The sequence below is a fragment of the Streptomyces sp. URMC 129 genome (assembly GCF_051386415.1).
Classification (GTDB): Bacteria; Actinomycetota; Actinomycetes; order Streptomycetales; family Streptomycetaceae; genus Streptomyces.
In genome coordinates this window covers 17,077-33,213 of record NZ_JBPQTQ010000011.1, presented here as the reverse complement: position 1 = coordinate 33,213, position 16,137 = coordinate 17,077, and the positions used below count along the sequence as shown (strand labels likewise).

The window sequence follows — 16,137 nt, the reverse complement described above, 5'->3', positions numbered from 1 at the left end:
CTGTTCTCGGCGGCGTCCCGGAAGGGGATCGACGGCCGCCCGGCGGTTCTGCGACGCGTTTCAGGCCGCGGGGCTGCCGGCCTGCCATGTCTGTGCGATGCGCCGCATCAGCGGCGGGTACACGACCAGGTGCCGGAACGGGGCGATCGCGGCCATGTAGACCTTCCCGAACAGGCCGTTCGGCTTCACCAGGACGGCCATCTGCCCCCGGTGGCCGCCGGTGTCGTCCGGGACCCAGGCGAGGTGCATGACCGCGTGCACGGTCCGGTTGGCCATCTCCGACGCCCACTCGTCGTCCGTCAGGTAGACCGAGCTGAAGGGCAGGCGGTCGAACTCCGGTCCCGACGGTCCGTCACGCAGGTCGGCGGGCAGCCGGTCGCGCAGCGTCGGCACCCGGGAGCCGACGCCGGAGTCCCGGGTGTCCCAGCCGAGCAGTTCGCCGAGCTTCCAGCGGATCGCGAAGAGCGCGCGGGCGGCCCGTGACGGGTTGTCCGCCGTATCGCCCGAGGCGGTCTGCCGCACCAGGCGCGGGAAGTCGCCGGGGCCTCCCGGCGTCGGCAGCGCCCACACGTCGTAGAGGCGGAAGTCGGGCGTGATCTCGTGGATCCGCCAGGGCGGGGAGGTGTGTGCGGTGTTCGGGAGTTTCATGCGTGGGCCTCCGGGGGGTCGGTGGGGTGGGGCACGGCGAGGGAGCCGAGTCCGAGGACGCCGGCGACGGCGCGGGCCGCGAGCTGTTCGTCGTGGGGGGCTTGTCCGGCCAGGGCGATCACCGTGCCCTCCAGCGCGCCGACGACGGCGAGCGCGAGGATTCCGGTCGGCGGGCCGGGCGGGATCGCCCCGGTGGCGCGACCGGCGGCGATGAGGTGGTCGCAGCGGCTGACGAGCGCCGCGTAGCCGCGCTCGACCTCGCGGCCGACGGGATGGTCCTGTCCGCTGAACTCCAGCCGCAGCGCGACCGGCATCCGCGCCACGTCGCGCCGGCAGTAGACGGCGTGGCCGCGCGCGAGGGTGAGCAGCGCCGCCACGGGGTCGGCTTCCCGCTCGACCGAGCGGCCGACCTCGCGCAGCCAGGTCTCGACGACCCAGGCGATCGCCGCCAGCGTCAGGTCCTGCTTGTCCTTGAACTGGTGGTAGAGCGCGCCGCGCGTGTACCCGGCGTCGCGTGCCACCTGCTCCAGCCTCAGGCGGCCGTAGCCGTAGCGGGAGAGCCCGCGGGCGGCCGATTCGAGCAGCGCGGTGCGCGTGCGCGCGCTCCGGTCGGCCTGGGTGGGACGGTCCCGGCCCCCGGTATCCGCCGCGTCCCGCATTCGTACATGCATGTATGTATGTTACGGCGGCACCGGTGGGGACGCCACACGGCCCCGCCTCCCGCGACGCGAACCGTATACCCCGGTTTCCGCCGATAAGGAGCGACCCGGCGAATATGGACCGGGCGGATGAATGGGGCACAAATGTGGAATTCCGACTTTCGGCTTTACGTCCGTCACCGGTCCGCGCGGAGGTCGCGCGGCTGAATCCCGACGCCCTGACCGCCGTCCTCGGCATCGAGGCCCGCGATCAGGGGGACGTCCAGGGGGAGAGGCCGTCGTGGACGTGCGCGTGCCGCCCGGGCTCGGCGTGGAGGAGCCGCTCGCCGCACTGCGGAAGCCGGTCGCCGAGCCCGTGCGGCTGGACGTCCCGCGGGCCCCCCGGTGTGTCGACCCCGCGTTCCAGCGAGCTGGTAAAGGTCTTCCGGACCGCCGGGACGACCCCGCGCATCCTCCTCAAGAAGGGCAGCAGCGACATGAACACCCTGGCCACCACCTGGAGCGGAGTCCCGACGGCCTCCTGCGGCCCCGGCGACGCCGAGCCCGGCCGCACCCTCCACGAGCACGTCGACGCCGCGGGGTTCCGCCTGGCCCAGGCCGTCCCGACCGACGCCGTACGCGAGTGGATCGCCGCCGGGCGTCCCGCCGGGGAGGCACGATGAGCAGCCCGCCCTACTGCACGTGCCGCCCGGGCTCGACCGTCTGGCTGACCGGCCTGCCCAGCGCGGGCAAGACCACCATCGCGAACGTCACCGCGGAGCGGCTGCGCCGCGACCGGCGCCGGGTGGAGGTGCTGGACGGCGACCAGATCCGGGCGGGCCTGTCGGCCGGGCTGGGCTTCTCCCGCGAGGACCGGCACCGCAACGTGCAGCGGATCGGCGTGATGGCGGAGATCCTCGCCCGCAACGGGATCATCGTGCTGGTGCCGGTGATCGCTCCCTGCGCGGACAGCCGCGAGGCGGTGCGGGCGCGCCACCGCGCCTCGGGCACCCCGTACCTGGAGGTCTACGTGGCCACGCCGGTGGAGGTCTGCGCCGCGCGCGACGTGAAGGGCCTGTTCGCCAGGCAGGCCGCGCGGGAGATATCCGGGCTGACCGGAGTGGACGACCCGTACGAGCCGCCCACCGCCCCGGACGTGCGCATCGAGGCACACCGGCAGAGCGTGGCGGATTCCGCGGCGGCGCTCTGCGCGGCGCTGGCGGAGAGGGGACTGGCCTGACCGGCGGGACCGCCGGCGGCAGCGCGTACGCCCTGTCGCGTCCGGACCCGCCGCCGGAGGCGTTCGCCCCCGCGCCACTTCCCCTCTCCCTCCCGTCCCTCCCGTCCCTCCCGCACGTCGGCACCGGGCACAGCTTCCCCGGGGGTCATCGCCTACCGCGACCGCGTCGTCGCCGGACTCGGCATCGCCTCGACCGCCGATCTGCCGGCCCGCGCGGAGGAGGGCCTGCGCCTGCTTCCCGAGGCGCGGGAAGCGGCCGAGGCCGCTCCTGCCCGTGCCGGGTGGGCGGAGGGGCGCTTAGGATGACCGGATTCGGAGGGACCAACGGGCCGGAAAGGGTCGAAGTGAACGGGTCGGTGGCGGAGCGGGGCTCCCCGCGCGGCGGGGGGACGGCCGGCGGCCCCGGCGGAGGCGAAGCGCGGATCCCCTCATGAGGCTCCTCGTGACCGGTGCGGCGGGCTTCATCGGGTCCCACTTCGTCAGGAAGGTGCTCGGTCCGGACCGGCCGCTGGGCGACGGCGTCCGGGTGACCGTCCTGGACAGCCTCACCTACGCGGGCAGGCCGGAGAACCTCGACCCGGTGCGCCACCACCCGGGATTCCGCTTCGTCCACGGCGACATCACGGACGCCGCCCTCGTGGACCGGCTGCTGCCCGGCCACGACGCCGTGGCGCACTTCGCCGCCGAGAGCCACGTGGACCGCTCGATCGAGGCCGCGGACGTCTTCGTGCGGACCAACGTGCTCGGCACGCAGACGCTGCTGGACGCCGCGCTCCGGCACGGCACGGTCCCGTTCCTCCAGGTGTCCACGGACGAGGTGTACGGCTCGGTGCCGGTCGGCAGCTTCGCCGAGGACGCCCCGCTGCGCCCCAGCTCCCCGTACGCGGCCTCGAAGGCGGCCGGTGACCTGCTCGCCCTGTCCTACCACCGGACGCACGGCCTCGACGTCCGCGTCACCCGCTGCTCCAACAACTACGGCCCGTACCAGGGCACCGAGAAGGTGATCCCGCTCTTCGTCACGAACCTTCTGCGCGGCCGGCCGGTGCCGCTGTACGGGGACGGCGAGCACGTCCGCGACTGGCTCCACGTGGACGACCACTGCCAGGGGCTCCTCGCCGTCCTGACCGCCGGAAGGCCCGGCGAGGTCTACAACATCGGCGGCGGCACGGAGCTGACCAACAAGCAGCTCACGGCGGCGCTGCTGGACGCCTGCGGCGCGGGCTGGGACTCCGTGACGCGGGTCGCCGACCGCAAGGGCCACGACCGGCGCTACGCGGTGGACTGGTCGAAGATCCACCGCGAGCTGGGATACACCCCCCGGCACGACTTCGCCGCCGGGCTGGCCGACACGGTGCGGTGGTACCGCGACCACCACGGCTCGTGGTGGTCGTAGGACGGACCTTCGAAGTCGGCGCGTGCCAGGGGGAGTCGGCGCGCGGGGGGCGCCCGTAGGATGAGGCCGCGCGAGGTGGGGCCGCCGCGGCGGTCCCCGCTTCGGCGCCCCGGCTCTTTCGGCCCGCGGGCGGCGCGGAGTCCGGCGATCGGGCGGTGGCCCGTCCGGTCCGCGGCACCCGCCGCGACACCAGGACGCGCCCATGACCTCACCCGGCGATTCCGCCCGGATCAGTCCCACCGCCCACTACACGGGGTACGTGTGGGCTCGCCACGGCCTCGGTGCGCGGGAGTTCGCCACCCGGCAGGGCCGCCTGGCCTGGTACGGGCTGCGCCCCCTGATGGCCGCCAGCCGGGCGTTCGGCGGGCCCACGCTCGAAGGGCTGCTGCTGGCCCGGCACCGGGTGATCGACCACCTGCTGACCGAGGCGATCACCTCCGGCCGGGTGGGGCAGGTGCTGGAACTCGCCGCCGGGATGTCGCCGCGCGGGCGGTCGTTCGTCACGCGCTTCGGGGACCGGATCACCTACGTCGAGGCCGATCTGCCCGGCATGGCCGAGCGCAAGCGCCGGGCGCTGGCCCGCATGGGTCCGTCGGCCGGTCCGCACCGGGTGGAGTCCGTGGACGTGCTGGCGGAGAGCGGTCCGCTGAGCCTGTCGGCCGCGGCCGGACGGCTCGATCCGGAGCGGGGGCTGGCGGTGATCACCGAGGGCCTGCTGAGCTATCTGCCGCCCGCCGGCCTGACCGGGCTGTGGGAGCGGATCGCCGGGCTGACGGGCCGGTTCCCGCACGGCCTCTACCTGTCGGACCTGCACCTGGGGCAGGAGAACAGCGGGCCGCTGGAGTCCGCGACGAAGAAGCTGCTCGCCGCGGTGGTGCGCGGGCGTCTGTACTTCCACCACGGCCGCGCGTCCGACGCCGAGGCGGCGCTGCGCGCGGCGGGCTTCGCCACGGCCACGCTCCACCGGCCCGTCGATTTCCGCGGCGGCATCCCGGGCGTCGGCGCGCCGGGCGCCGACCGGGTGCGGATCGTCGAGGCCCGCACCGGGGAGCCGCGGCCGTGCGCGTAGCCATCGCCGGACTGGGCAGCAGGGGGGACGTCCAGCCCACCGTGGTCCTCGCGGCCGGACTCGCGGCGCGCGGCCACGAGGTGTCGGTGGCACTGCCCGCGGACCTCGTGGACTTCGGGACGCGCCTGGGCCTCACCACGGTCTCCGTCGGAGTCAGGGCGAAGGACTTCCTGGAGTCGGAGGAGGGCCGGCGTTTCCTCGCGGACGGGAGGAGCGGCAAGTACGTCAAAGGGCTGCTGGCGTACAAGCTGAAGGTCGCGGAGGGGCCGCAGGCCGTCCTGACCGCGCTGGCGCGGGACGCCGACGTCATCGTGTCGGGGCTGATCACCGAGGACGAGACGGCCTGCCTCGCCGAGGCGCGCGGCATCCCGCTGGTGTGTCTGCACCACGCGCCCCGGCGCTCGAACCGCGCGTTCCCCTCGGTGTTCGTCCCCCAGCACCGGTATCCGGGGGGCGTCAACCGCCTGACGCACACGCTGGCGGTCCACGCCGAGTGGCGGATGACCGGCGGATACGTCAACCGGTTCCGCGCCCGGCTCGGCCTGCCGCCGACGCGGGAGCCCACGCCCGTCCGGCTGGAGCGGTCCGCCGCGCCCGAACTCCAGGCGTACAGCCGCCACCTCGTTCCCGAGCTCGCCGACTGGGATCCGCGGCGTCCGCTCGTCGGCTACCCCGGGCTCTCCCGGGAGCAGCGGCGTCTCCTCGGCGAGGACGGTGTGGACCCGGAGCTGGCGGCGTGGCTCGCGGCGGGCGAGCCGCCCGCCTTCTTCGGCTTCGGCAGCATGCCGGTCCAGGACGTGCCCGCGACGCTCGCGGTGATCGAGAACGTCAGCCGTGCGCTCGGGGTGCGCGCCCTGGTCGGCGCGGGGTGGAGCGCGTTCGACGTCGCCGCCGGGATCACCGACCCGGCCCGGGTCCGCGTGGTCGGCGCCGTCGACCACGACGCCGTCCTGCCGCGCTGCCGGTTCGCCGTGCACCACGGCGGCGCGGGGACGACGGCCGCGTCGATCGCGGCGGGGCTGCCGACCGTCGTGTGCTCGGTCGCGTTCGACCAGCCGTTCTGGGGGCGGCAGGTGGAGCGGCTCGGGGTGGGCCGGACCCTGCGTTTCACGGAACTGACCGAGCGCACCCTGCTGCGTGCGGCGGCGTCGGTGCTCGCCCCGGACGTCCGGCGCCGCGCACGGCGCCTCGGCGCCCTCCTGGCCGAGGAGGACGCCGGGGGCCGGGCGGCCGATCTGGTGGAGAAGGCCGCCGCGGAGCGGTGACCCGGCGCCTGGCCTCCCGTCAGGTGCCGGGGGTGTCCGCGGGGGCGGTGTCCGCCGGGCGGTGGGCCAGGCGGGCGGCGGCCGTGCGGCCCCGGCGTTCCACGGGGAGGACGCCGGTGGCCGCCGCGAGGCCGAAGGGGGGCATGTCGAAGTAGATCGACTCGTGCCCGCCCTGCGGCGCGATGTACGTCTCGTGCCACAGGCCCACGTGCTGACGGGCCTTGCCCGCGCGCTCCTTGCGGTTGAGGAGCGACCACATGCGGTGGTGGTACCCGTCGGGCGCGGCGGCGTAGGCGTAGAGGCTCTCCTTGGAGTCCCAGTACTGGACCACGTAGTAGGTGCGGGGCGAGGCGGTGAGCAGGACGCGGCCGAGCAGGCCGCGGGCGGGGTCCTTCGCCAGTTCGCGGAGCATGCGCGGCATCGCCAGGAAGACCGGCAGCCATTGGTGCACCGCCCAGAAGTGGTTGATGCGCATGCCGATCAGCAGGACCACCGCGTCGCCTTCCAGAGCCGCGGTGGTGCGTCCGGGTATGGGTGTGGCGGGCATGACGCGCCTCCGTATCCATCTCAGTCGGATAATGGCATTATCCGAGTTACTGGGCTGAGATGATGGCACTCTTCGAGGAGGGCGACAAGAGCGTGCGGCTGGCGGAACTGAGCAGACGGAGCGGTGTCTCCACCGCCTCGATCAAGTACTACCTGCGCTCGGGGATGCTCCCGCCGGGCCGCCGCGTCGGCACCACCACGGCCGACTACGACGACGGCCACCTCCGCCGGCTGCGGCTGATCCGCGCGCTGATCCAGGTCGGCCGCGTTCCCGTCGCGACCGTCCAGGAGGTGCTCCGGCACGTCGACGACGACTCCCTCGGCCGCACCATGCGGCTGGGCGCGGCCCTGTGGGCCCTGCCCCAGGCCCCGGAGCCCGACCCCGCCGACGAGGCCGTCGAGACCGCCCGCCGCGAGGTCGACCGGCTGCTGGAGGCCCTGGGCTGGACGACCGCCCGCGAGCTGGGCGCCCTCTCCCCCTCCCACCGGGCCCTGGTGGTCGCGGTGGCCACCCTGATCCGGCTGGGCTACCCCGGGGACGCCGAACGCCTGGCGCCGTACGCCGAGCTGATGCACCGGGTGGCCGTCCGGGACCACGACTTCCTGGAGACCTATCCGTCCGAGGCGGAGAAGGCCGAGACCGTGGTCGCCGCCGCGCTGCTCTTCGAGCCCGTGCTCCGGGCCCTGCACCACCTCGCGCAGGAGGAGGAATCGGCGCGCCGGTACGGCCTGGAGTGACCGCGGGCCGCCTCCTCGGCGGTCACGACGGGCGACGCGGCGCGGCCGGTCAGCCGCAGACGGTGGAGAGCCAGACGCCGCCCGACGCCTCGGCCTGCTCGCTCACTTCGCGCAACTCGCCCAGCAACGCGTCCAGTTCGCCGGGCCGTTCGAGATAGGTGCCGACGGAGGAAAGGAACGTCAGCACGGCGCGGTGGAACGCGTCGCGCAGGACCGGGGGCATGGTGTCGGACGCGTCCAGGCAGCGCACCGCCCCCTCGTCGCGGAGCAGGGCGGTCAGCTCGGTCGTCAGCGGGTCGTCGCCGGACGAGAACGCCGTCGTGTCGCGGTTCGCGGACAGCGGCGTCGACGTCTCGCCGGAGGAGTCCGGGACCCACAGGTCCTGCGCCCCGGCCGAGGCGAGGAACCGCATCAACGCCTCCGCCTCGTCGCTCTGCCGGAACATGGCCGCGAAGTCCCCGCCCACCTCCCAGGCTCCGGGCTCGCCGGCCGTGTCCGGGAAGACCCGCGCGGACGGCATGAACGCCGCGTCCGCCGGGCCGTACGCGCCGCGGGCGTTGGACTCCCGGTGGTCCAGGGCGCAGTCCCGCACGTCCTCGCCGGCCTCCGGGGAGAGCCCGCGGGAGGCGACGCCGTAGTCGGTGGTGAGGGACTCGACCGCCCGCTCCGACCCACCGGCGGTGACCAGCCGGCCGAACGCCAGCCAGGCGTCCCGCATCTCCTCCGACGTCCAGCGGCTGTGCGTGCCGGTGGCCCACTCCTCGTAGACGGCGGTGCCACCGGGCCGCTGGAGCAGCAGGTCCTCCACCCAGTCCGTTCCGGGCCAGCCCGAGGTGGCGTCGGAGCCCATGCCCAGGCACCATGTGTCGCCGTCCGCCATCAGCGCGGGCAGCGCGGCGTCCGGATCAGGAAGCTCCGAACGGTCGTACCAGACCAGGCTCTTGAGGTCGGCCTTGACGGGGAACCAGTAGACGCTCCGCCCGTCACCCAGGTCCGGCGGGGACAGCCAGGGCGCGCCGTACGTCTCCCGCAGGGCCTGCGCCCGGTCGCCGAACGCGTCGTCCAGCGGGAACGCCTCGCCGCGCTCCACGAATTCGGCCAGCTCGCCCGTGCTGGACAGGATCGCGACGTCCGGGGGCGAGCCGGACTGGACCTGGGAGAGCAGGACTTCGCGCATGGCGGTCGTGCCCTGGTAGTCCACCTCGATGCCGGTCTCCTCCGTGAAGGCGTCCGTGAGCCGGGCGAAGGCCGCCGCGTCACCGCCGGACCAGGTGGCCAGCACGGTGATGCTGCCCCCGGAGGCGGCGGAGCGGACCAGCCAGACGGTGGACCCGGCGAGCAGGGCCAGCGTCAGCCCCAGCACGGCGACGACGGTGCGGCGGCTCATCGCGACCGGAACCGGTACTCGGCGAGGCGCGGGCGGATGCCGAGCGTCACCTCGGCGGCGAGCAGCAGCCCCAGGACCGGTATCGCACCGGTCAGGCCCGCCCGCCAGTCGGTGTTGGTCATGTGGGAACCGACCTCCTCTGCGGTGGTGCGGATGGTGTGCGAGACCAGCTCCGGGGCCTGTCCGGCGCCGGAGGCGTCGTCGGCGGCGGACAGGATGGCCGTCAGGTCGTCCCGCGACGCCGCCTTGGCGTTCTGGGTCTGGACGGTGAGGACGATCAGCGCGGCGACACCGAGCACGACCGTCAGGGTCGCGGCCAGCAGCGCCGGGTTGACCCGGCGCCGGAAACGGCGGAGCAGAAAGAGCTGGGTCTCCAGCAGCGCGGCGACGAGGACGGCGGCGCACAGCAACGCCGCGCCCCACGCCAGCCGCAGGGACCAGCCGAACGCCGCCTGGTCGGCCAGCACGTCGGCCTGCCCGGCACCGCCGCCGGGAGCCGGCCGCCCGGTCTGGAGGGTCTCCAGCCGTTCCAGGATGCCGGTGCCGGTGCCGTCGCCGGTCAGCATCCGCTCGGCGTAGTACAGGTACGCCTCGCGCAGCGGGGAGTCTTCGGGCAGCCGGTCGGCCTGTTCCAGCCAGCCGCCGTAGGAGACGATCAGCCCGGTGACGGTCTCCAGGGTGCTCAGCCCGGACTCACCCAGCACTCCGGCCTCGGCGGCACGGGCCAGGCTCTGGTTGGCCACCGCGATCTGCACCCGGTAGCCGCCGGGGGCGTCGCGGGTGGCGGCGCCCGCCTGGCGGAGCGCGTTCTGCGCCGCCGTCACGTCGAGGATCGCGGGCGCGGTCTCGTCGCGCAGCGGGCCCGCCCCGCCGTGCACCCCGGTGTAGGCGGCGAGCAGGGCGGCGACCGTGGCGACGGTGAGCCCGACCAGCGCCCCGGTGCGCCGGACGAGGGAACGGCGGGTGCCGCTCATGCGGGTGCCGCCGCGGCGTCGCCGGGGGCGCCGGGCGTGCCGGAGTCCGTGCCGCGGCGCGGGCGACGCCGGGCGGGCGGGACTGTCCCGCGGTCCTCCGCCCCGTCCGGCTCCGGGCCGGCCCGGTGCGGATCGACCGGGTCGGCCCGGTCGCCGGGCTCCAAGCCGGTCGCCACGCTGGTGACGTCGCTGTCCATCAGCAGGATGCCCATCTCGCGGGGGTCCAGCGGCTGCCGCAGCGCGACCCGTCCGGCGGCGGCGTCGAGGATCGTGACGACGGCGGCCAGGCGGCGCAGCCACCTCTCGTCGCCCAGCTCGTGCGCGGCCCGCGCGGCGTCCCCCAGCCGCGCCTCGGCGGCGACCGGATCGCCCGTCCGGAACGCCTCGTACGCCTCGGCGAGGGCCTCGGCCAGGTCGTCGTAGCGCAGGGACCACGTGCTGACCGGGTTCGGTTCGGTCGGTGGCCGGTCGCCGGGGCGCCAGACCACGAGGACCGGCACCGGAGGGGGCGCGGGCACCCGGGCGGTACCCGGGACCACCTCCGCGTAGGCGAGCTGGACCTCCTCCCCCGGCACTTCGCCCTCCGGCGGGTCGGTGTCCAGGCACAGGTGGTACTGGCGGACCTCGTCGCCCGCCCAGGCCGGCGTCGGGAACTCCACGGACCGCCCGCCCGCCGGCCGTGCCTCGCCGGTGAGATCCCGCTGCACCGGGTGCACCTGCTTGAAGTAGCGGATACGGCTGCCGGGCACCAGCGTGATCCGCAGCACGAGCCCGGCCAGCGTCCGCGCCATCGATCGGCGGACCATGGCCTCGAACGCGGCGGGCAGGTCGGAGTCGTCGAGCACGGCGGACGCGGTGCCGTGCAGCCGGTCAGCGATCTGCTTCAGCTCCCTGGCGTCCCAGTCCTCGCCGACGCCGCGCGTGTCACACATGAAAAGGCCCTCGCAGGCGTCGAGTTCGGCCTCCAGTAGCTCGGCATCGGCCACGTTCCGCCCGTCGGTGAGCAGCACGGCGTGCCGGACATCGGCGTCGGTGTCCGTGAGGAGGCGGCGGGCGAGGGCGAGCCAGGTGCCGATGGTGGTGCCGCCGCCCGGGAACAGGTGCCTGATCCTGGACTTGGCCTGGGCGCGGGTGTCGTGGTCGGCGGTCGCCAGCCGCTCCTCCGCCGGGTAGATCATCTCGGCGCGGTGCGTTCCCTGGACGACGGCGAACGCGGTGCCCTCGCGCAGCGCGTCGACCGCGGCGTCCGCGGCGTCCTGGGCGGCGGCGATCTTGGTGCCGGGCAGCCCCATGGAGCCGGAGCAGTCCACGATGATCACCTCCGCGACGGCCGGTCCGGCGCCGAGCGCGGCCCGGTCGACGCCCCGGGTGCGGACGTCGAGGAGGACGTGCACGCCGTCGCCCACCGCGTCCACGGCCAGCTCCTGCACCGGGCTGGCCACCAGCGTGATGGCGGGGGCGGCGGGGGCGGGGTCCTGGTGCCTTCTGTCGGTCATGGCGCGCTCCTTCGCATCGCCTCGTGCGGGCCCTCAAGCCGGGCACGGTCTCACAGCAGGGTTTTCGGGCGGAGGTGATTGGCCAGGTCGACGAGCGTGCCGTGCTCGTCGGGGGTGCTGCTCGCCCGCCGCGCCAGCTCCTTGAGGGAGTCCTCCAGCAGCTCCCGCAGGGCCTTCTCGCCGGACGGGTCGCCGAACACCCGCCCGCCGGGCGGCGGGGCCCCGCCGCCCGTCGTCCAGCGGAGTGCCGACTCGCGCAACTCGACGCCCAGGCGGAGACGTTCGTCGGCGTCCAGCTCCAGCTCCGCCTCCCGACGCTGTGCCTCGCCCCAGTCGTGGGCGGCGGGCGGCGCGTCGCCGAGCCAGGCGCCGAGCGCGCGGACCGCGGCGACGCGGGCCGCCCGGTGATGCGGCGCGTGGGCCGGGACCTGGTCCAGCACGTCGACGGCGGCGGCCCGTTCGCCGCGGGCGAGGCGCACGCGGGCCAGGCCGAACGTGGCGGCGGCGTCCGCGTGGTCGCGCCACCACACCGCGCGGTAGAACGCCTCGGCCTCCCCGGTTCGCGCGCCGAGCTCGGCGCAGTAGCCCAGGGCCAGCTTGGGCGCGGGCTCGCCCGGCAGGGCGCGGCGGACGTGGTCGAAGCAGGACGCGGCGCTGTCCCACTCGGCGGGAAACACGGGGGCGCGGGGCGGGCCGGCCGGGCCGTGCGTGCTGTCCGGCTCACCGGGGGCCGCCGGGCCGCCGTCGGCCAGCAGCAGAAGGCCGCGGTACCAGGCCAGGCGCCAGTCGTGCGGCGCCGCGGCCGGGGGGAGAGCCTGCCAGGCGGCAGCCAGCGCGGCGCGGGCGCGGGCGTGCTCGCCGGCCGCCAGGGCGGCGCCGCACTCCGCCAACTCCCGGGCCGCCTCGGGCGATGCGGGATGGGGCACCGGCACGGGCAGGGCGGCCGTGGCGGCCCGCGGCGGCGGCGCGCCGGGAACGGGGGGCGCCGGGCCGAGCACGGGGGGCCGCCGCAGCCAGTGCGCGAGCGGCGGCGGCGCGCCCAGCCCGCCGTCCAGCAGGCCGGTGCCGGGCGCGAACACGGTGGACTGCGCGGGCTGCTGCTCCCCCGCCTCGGCACGCAACTCGCGCCATACACCCCGGAGCTGCTCTGCCATCTCGGTGGCCGTGGCGAACCGCGCGGCGCGGTGCGGGGATGTGGCCCGGCTGATCAGCGCGTCGAAGGAGTCCTTGGCGCCGCCGGGCGTCCAGGCGGCGGCGGTCACCAGGTCGCGCAGGGTCCGCGCCACGGTGAACAGGTCGGTCAGCCTGGTGGCGCGGGGCGCCCGTCTCCGGTTCCGGCCCGTTCCGCCGGTCGCCGGCCCGTCGCCGCCGGGCGGCCCGGTGAACAGCTCCTCCTCCGGCAGGTACCGCGGAGTGTGGATCACGGGCGAGGTGTGGTCGTCGATCCGGCGAACGCCGCCCAGGTCGATGACCGTGATCCGGTGTCCGTGGTGGATGACGTTGTCCGGCTTCATGTCGCAGTAGAGCAGCCCGCGGTCGTGCAGGTACTCCAGCGCCTCCAGGATCCGGTAGCCGTAGACCGCCACGTGCTCCAGGCGCAGAGGCCCGCCGAGCACCCGCTGCTGGCCCTCGCGGGTCAGCAGCTCGCTGAGCGGGTGCCCGCTGACGAACTCCATGACGATGTAGCCGGTGTCGTGCCGGCTCACGAAGTTGATGATGCGGACGATGGAGGCGTGGCCGAGGGCGATCAGGTAGCGCCGCTCGGCCTCGGCGACGCGCAGCGCGGTGGCGTCGTTGGCGTTGATCACGCCCTTGAGGGCGACGGGCTTGCCCTCCAGATTGCGGTCCCGGGCCAGGTAGACCCAGCCGAGGCCGCCACTGGCGATGCACCCGACCACCTCGTACTGGCCGTTGAGGAGGTCGCCCGGGTGCAGTTGCGGTTCGAGGGAGTACGGGTGGCCGCACCGCGGGCAGTGGCCGGTGGGCACGGGGGGCCGGCCGCCGCGGCGGGCGCCGACCACCTCCGGGCAGCCGTCCTTGGCGCAGCGGCGCCCGCCCGTGGGCGGGCGCGGGTCTTCGATGACCAGCCCGGACGGGTCGGGGACGGAGACGGGCGGCAGGACCATCTCCCCGTCGCCCGAACTGGAGGAGGAGGCCGGCGGCGCGGGCGGCGGCGCCGCGGACTCCCGCTCCCCCGCCTGCGGCGCGGCGGGCGCCCCGGCCACCGCGCCCGGCGCCGCCGGTCGCGACGGGGGAGCGGCGCGCGGGGAGGGCAGCGGGCGCCTGCCGCAGGTGTCGCAGTATCCGGTGCGTGCCACAGTCCCCTGGCAGGGGGCCCGGTTGCAGGACGTCATACCGTGACCACTTCTCTCCACGTCCCTCCACTTCCCTTCCCTCCGCGCTCGCTCCGCGCCGCCGTCAGCCGCCGCTGTCCGCGCCGGCCCCGTGGGCTCTGCCGTTCAGCCGTCCGCGCACCGCGTCCATGAACCGCGTCACCGCCGCATCTGCGGCCGGCACGTCGCACGGCCCGCGCGACAGCAGGAAGCGGGCAGTCCGGTAGAGATCGGCCAGGGCCACATCGGCCGCCGTCCCCGAGTCGAGATCCCCCGCCAGCAGAGCCGTCGCCAGCAGCCGCCCCCGCAGTTCGTCACGGTGGCCGATCAGCGTGTCGAGCCGGGCGACCGCCTCCGCGACCCGCTCCCGCGCCGCGGCGGCGAGGCGCGCGGACTCGGCCAGCGCCTGGTCCGGACGGTCCGGCCCGATCGCGCCGTGCGCGTCGAGCAGGGCGAGCCGACGGCGCTGCGCCGGGATTCTCACCAGCACCGATCTGGCGCGGTCGACGGCGGACCTGGCGGGCTCGGCGTTCGCCCGCACGACGCGCCGCCGCGCGTCCAGCTCGCGTCGGCCCGTCTCGGCGCACTCCCGCAGCTCCCGGTCCACGGCCCCCCGCCGGGAACGGAACGTCAGGGCGGCCGTCGCCGCGTCCCGCACCGCGTCACCGGCCTCGTGGAAGATCAGCAGCACCCGGCCGCCCTGCTCGGCGACGGCGCCGAGCACGTCCATCAGGCCGTCGGGGTCGGGGGCCCGGTCGATCCCGTCGACCACGACGGTCAGCGGCAGCCGCGCGGACCGCAGCCGCGCGGTGAACGTCCGCCCGGCGGCGGCGCCGATGCCCATCCGCCGGCACACCCGTTCGGCGACCTGTTCCGGGCTCTGACCGGTGACGTCGAGGGCCAGGTCAAGGGAGCCGACCGGCGGAACGGCGCCGGGCGGGGCACTCGCCCGCCGCTCCGCGCGGTCCGTCGCGGACAGCTCCCGGTCGGCGAGGGACATGGCCCGCCACAGCGCTGGCGCGCGGGCCCGGTCGCCGGGGGCGACGAGCACCGACGCGACCGGGGCCGCGGACGCTCCGCCGCCGAGCCAGCCGGCCAGCCAGGTCGCGAACTCCGCGTCCTCGACGTCCTCGGACGGCTCATCGCTCCGCGGGACCAGGCTGAGGTCGACGGCGGAGGGGCCCACCGACCACTGGCGGACCTGGGGCAGGTGCTGGACGACGGTCTCGGTGGGGATCATGAACGACAGGCTGATGCGGCCCCGCTGGTAGGCGCTGACCACGATGCCGATGACGTGGCCGGTTCGCTCGTCCACCACTCCGCCGCCGCTGAACCCGGGCACGACCGCCGCGCTGCCCGGGTCGGCGGATATCTGCACGCGGCCGTCCGCGATCCTGTCGTCGAGCCGGCCGAAGAGCACGATCCCCTGGTCCGCACCGTGCGGGAAGCCGTACATCCGGACCGGGCGGCGCAGGGACGGGGACAGACGGTGCAGGCGGGCGCAGTGCTCGGCGGGCTGCGGGCGGTCCAGCCGCAGCAGGGCCAGGTCGCCGACCGGCCCCCAGGCGCCGTCGTCCCGCTCCGGCACCCAGCCGTCCACGGCCACCCGTGCGCCCACGGGCCCGGCCCGCGCCGGCTCGACGGCCACCGGCACCTCCGCGCCCGGCAGCACGTGCGCGCACGTCAGCACGTGTTCCGTGTCGAGCAGCACCCCTGCTCCGAGCACCGGCCCCCGCGACACCCGCCGGATACGGACCAGCCAATCCCCCGCCGCCTCGGCCCCCATGCCTCCGCAGCATACTCGCGGAATCTGACGGACCGTAGACTTTCGCGCATATCAGGGCAGTGGGCCTGCGGGGACGGGAGGGAGCCGGAATGTACGGGGCGGGCGAGGACTTCGCCGGGCTGGCCGAGGTGATCGGGCAGGTGCGGCGGGAACTGACGGAGGCTTGGCGGGACGGTCACGGCGAGACCGTCCGTTTCTCCGTGGAACGCGTGCAGCTGGAGTTCGCCGTCCAGGTGCACCGGGGCGGCGACGCCCGGGCCGGCCTGCGCATCGGCGTGCTCACCGCGGACGCCGGCGGCGGCATATCGCGGGACGCCACGCACCGCATCCAGGTCGAGCTGACTCCCGAGACCGAGGACGGCGGCACGCTCCACGTGGGCCGGACACCGGCAGCGGACTGACGGATGCCCCACCCCGGCCCACGGCCCGGCCGTCGCCCGCCACCGACTGGACCGTGCGCCCGCACGGGAAGTGGGCGTCGAGGCTCGTGATGTCCTTCCCCGGCCGGGTGGTGGCCGGTTCGCGGACCGTGTGGTGCGGGTAGCCGGGCGGCGGCCGGCCGTTGAGCGCGTTCGGCGCACCCCTTTCCCGAACCGGCCGAACGACTCGGCCGGCCGGTGGCGA

Annotated in this window: 15 protein-coding genes; 7 read left to right on the top strand and 8 right to left on the bottom strand. The window is 75.5% G+C overall.

Going from position 1 to position 16,137, the window contains the following annotated elements; genetic code table 11:
* Positions 1-60: 60 nt before the first annotated feature.
* Together ACSNOC_RS04100 and ACSNOC_RS04095 are read right to left on the bottom strand one after the other, a co-directional pair.
* Positions 61-648 (bottom strand): DUF2867 domain-containing protein, encoded by a 588-nt coding sequence (locus tag ACSNOC_RS04100; RefSeq protein ID WP_436745829.1) that lies wholly within the window; start codon positions 646-648, stop codon positions 61-63.
* On the bottom strand, positions 645-1,319 hold the full coding sequence (locus ACSNOC_RS04095; RefSeq protein ID WP_436745828.1) for a TetR/AcrR family transcriptional regulator: 675 nt from the start codon (positions 1,317-1,319) through the stop codon (positions 645-647). Before ACSNOC_RS04095 ends, ACSNOC_RS04100 begins: the two co-directional genes overlap by 4 nt.
* A 374-nt stretch (positions 1,320-1,693) precedes the next feature.
* On the opposite strand from ACSNOC_RS04095, the gene ACSNOC_RS04090 reads away from it, so the two are divergent.
* From ACSNOC_RS04090 to ACSNOC_RS04070, 5 genes are all read left to right on the top strand, one after another.
* Positions 1,694-1,969, top strand: coding sequence for a hypothetical protein (locus ACSNOC_RS04090; protein ID WP_436745827.1), 276 nt, complete (start codon positions 1,694-1,696; stop codon positions 1,967-1,969).
* Positions 1,966-2,526 (top strand): adenylyl-sulfate kinase, encoded by a 561-nt coding sequence (gene cysC, locus ACSNOC_RS04085; protein ID WP_436745826.1) that lies wholly within the window; start codon positions 1,966-1,968, stop codon positions 2,524-2,526. The genes ACSNOC_RS04090 and cysC overlap by 4 nt, the downstream gene beginning before the upstream one ends.
* Positions 2,527-2,956: 430 nt before the next feature.
* Positions 2,957-3,919 carry a dTDP-glucose 4,6-dehydratase gene (gene rfbB, locus ACSNOC_RS04080; protein ID WP_436745825.1) on the top strand — a complete coding sequence of 321 codons (963 nt, stop codon included), beginning with the start codon at positions 2,957-2,959 and terminating at the stop codon, positions 3,917-3,919.
* 202 nt (positions 3,920-4,121) lie between these two features.
* Complete coding sequence (locus ACSNOC_RS04075) at positions 4,122-4,988, top strand: class I SAM-dependent methyltransferase (protein WP_436745824.1); 867 nt, start codon at positions 4,122-4,124, stop codon at positions 4,986-4,988.
* On the top strand, positions 4,979-6,253 hold the full coding sequence (locus ACSNOC_RS04070; RefSeq protein WP_436745823.1) for a glycosyltransferase: 1,275 nt from the start codon (positions 4,979-4,981) through the stop codon (positions 6,251-6,253). Before ACSNOC_RS04075 ends, ACSNOC_RS04070 begins: the two co-directional genes overlap by 10 nt.
* Positions 6,254-6,272: 19 nt before the next feature.
* Here ACSNOC_RS04070 and ACSNOC_RS04065 read toward each other — a convergent pair whose 3' ends face one another.
* Positions 6,273-6,800: a DUF4188 domain-containing protein gene (locus ACSNOC_RS04065; protein ID WP_436745822.1), complete on the bottom strand. Its 528-nt coding sequence runs from the start codon at positions 6,798-6,800 to the stop codon at positions 6,273-6,275.
* A 92-nt stretch (positions 6,801-6,892) separates the two neighbouring features.
* On the opposite strand from ACSNOC_RS04065, the gene ACSNOC_RS04060 reads away from it, so the two are divergent.
* On the top strand, positions 6,893-7,537 hold the full coding sequence (locus ACSNOC_RS04060) for a MerR family transcriptional regulator (RefSeq protein ID WP_436745858.1): 645 nt from the start codon (positions 6,893-6,895) through the stop codon (positions 7,535-7,537).
* Positions 7,538-7,586: 49 nt separating this feature from the next.
* Here ACSNOC_RS04060 and ACSNOC_RS04055 read toward each other — a convergent pair whose 3' ends face one another.
* The 5 genes from ACSNOC_RS04055 to ACSNOC_RS04035 all read right to left on the bottom strand — a co-directional run bounded on the left by ACSNOC_RS04055 (position 7,587) and on the right by ACSNOC_RS04035 (position 15,513).
* A complete protein-coding gene (locus tag ACSNOC_RS04055) occupies positions 7,587-8,924 on the bottom strand; it encodes an ABC transporter substrate-binding protein (RefSeq protein ID WP_436745821.1) in 1,338 nt (445 codons plus the stop codon).
* Positions 8,921-9,898: a hypothetical protein gene (locus tag ACSNOC_RS04050; RefSeq protein WP_436745820.1), complete on the bottom strand. Its 978-nt coding sequence runs from the start codon at positions 9,896-9,898 to the stop codon at positions 8,921-8,923. Before ACSNOC_RS04050 ends, ACSNOC_RS04055 begins: the two co-directional genes overlap by 4 nt.
* On the bottom strand, positions 9,895-11,394 hold the full coding sequence (locus ACSNOC_RS04045) for a VWA domain-containing protein (protein ID WP_436745819.1): 1,500 nt from the start codon (positions 11,392-11,394) through the stop codon (positions 9,895-9,897). The genes ACSNOC_RS04050 and ACSNOC_RS04045 overlap by 4 nt, the downstream gene beginning before the upstream one ends.
* Positions 11,395-11,444: 50 nt before the next feature.
* Positions 11,445-13,712 carry a tetratricopeptide repeat protein gene (locus ACSNOC_RS04040; protein WP_436745818.1) on the bottom strand — a complete coding sequence of 756 codons (2,268 nt, stop codon included), beginning with the start codon at positions 13,710-13,712 and terminating at the stop codon, positions 11,445-11,447.
* Between the two features lie 100 nt (positions 13,713-13,812).
* On the bottom strand, positions 13,813-15,513 hold the full coding sequence (locus tag ACSNOC_RS04035) for a trypsin-like peptidase domain-containing protein (RefSeq protein WP_436745817.1): 1,701 nt from the start codon (positions 15,511-15,513) through the stop codon (positions 13,813-13,815).
* Positions 15,514-15,602: 89 nt separating this feature from the next.
* On the opposite strand from ACSNOC_RS04035, the gene ACSNOC_RS04030 reads away from it, so the two are divergent.
* Positions 15,603-15,914: a trypco2 family protein gene (locus ACSNOC_RS04030; protein ID WP_436745816.1), complete on the top strand. Its 312-nt coding sequence runs from the start codon at positions 15,603-15,605 to the stop codon at positions 15,912-15,914.
* The last annotated feature ends 223 nt before the right edge of the window (positions 15,915-16,137 follow it).

What these genes read in the sequence shown, in the direction of transcription:
- ACSNOC_RS04050 (WP_436745820.1), bottom strand. Translation starts at nt 9,898, where the DNA reads ATGAGCGGCACCCGCCGTTCCCTCGTCCGGCGCACCGGGGCGCTGGTC.
- ACSNOC_RS04075 (WP_436745824.1), top strand. Translation starts at nt 4,122, where the DNA reads ATGACCTCACCCGGCGATTCCGCCCGGATCAGTCCCACCGCCCACTAC.
- cysC (WP_436745826.1), top strand. Translation starts at nt 1,966, where the DNA reads ATGAGCAGCCCGCCCTACTGCACGTGCCGCCCGGGCTCGACCGTCTGG.
- ACSNOC_RS04035 (WP_436745817.1), bottom strand. Translation starts at nt 15,513, where the DNA reads ATGGGGGCCGAGGCGGCGGGGGATTGGCTGGTCCGTATCCGGCGGGTG.
- ACSNOC_RS04095 (WP_436745828.1), bottom strand. Translation starts at nt 1,319, where the DNA reads ATGCATGTACGAATGCGGGACGCGGCGGATACCGGGGGCCGGGACCGT.
- rfbB (WP_436745825.1), top strand. Translation starts at nt 2,957, where the DNA reads ATGAGGCTCCTCGTGACCGGTGCGGCGGGCTTCATCGGGTCCCACTTC.
- ACSNOC_RS04100 (WP_436745829.1), bottom strand. Translation starts at nt 648, where the DNA reads ATGAAACTCCCGAACACCGCACACACCTCCCCGCCCTGGCGGATCCAC.
- ACSNOC_RS04055 (WP_436745821.1), bottom strand. Translation starts at nt 8,924, where the DNA reads ATGAGCCGCCGCACCGTCGTCGCCGTGCTGGGGCTGACGCTGGCCCTG.
- ACSNOC_RS04030 (WP_436745816.1), top strand. Translation starts at nt 15,603, where the DNA reads ATGTACGGGGCGGGCGAGGACTTCGCCGGGCTGGCCGAGGTGATCGGG.
- ACSNOC_RS04045 (WP_436745819.1), bottom strand. Translation starts at nt 11,394, where the DNA reads ATGACCGACAGAAGGCACCAGGACCCCGCCCCCGCCGCCCCCGCCATC.
- ACSNOC_RS04065 (WP_436745822.1), bottom strand. Translation starts at nt 6,800, where the DNA reads ATGCCCGCCACACCCATACCCGGACGCACCACCGCGGCTCTGGAAGGC.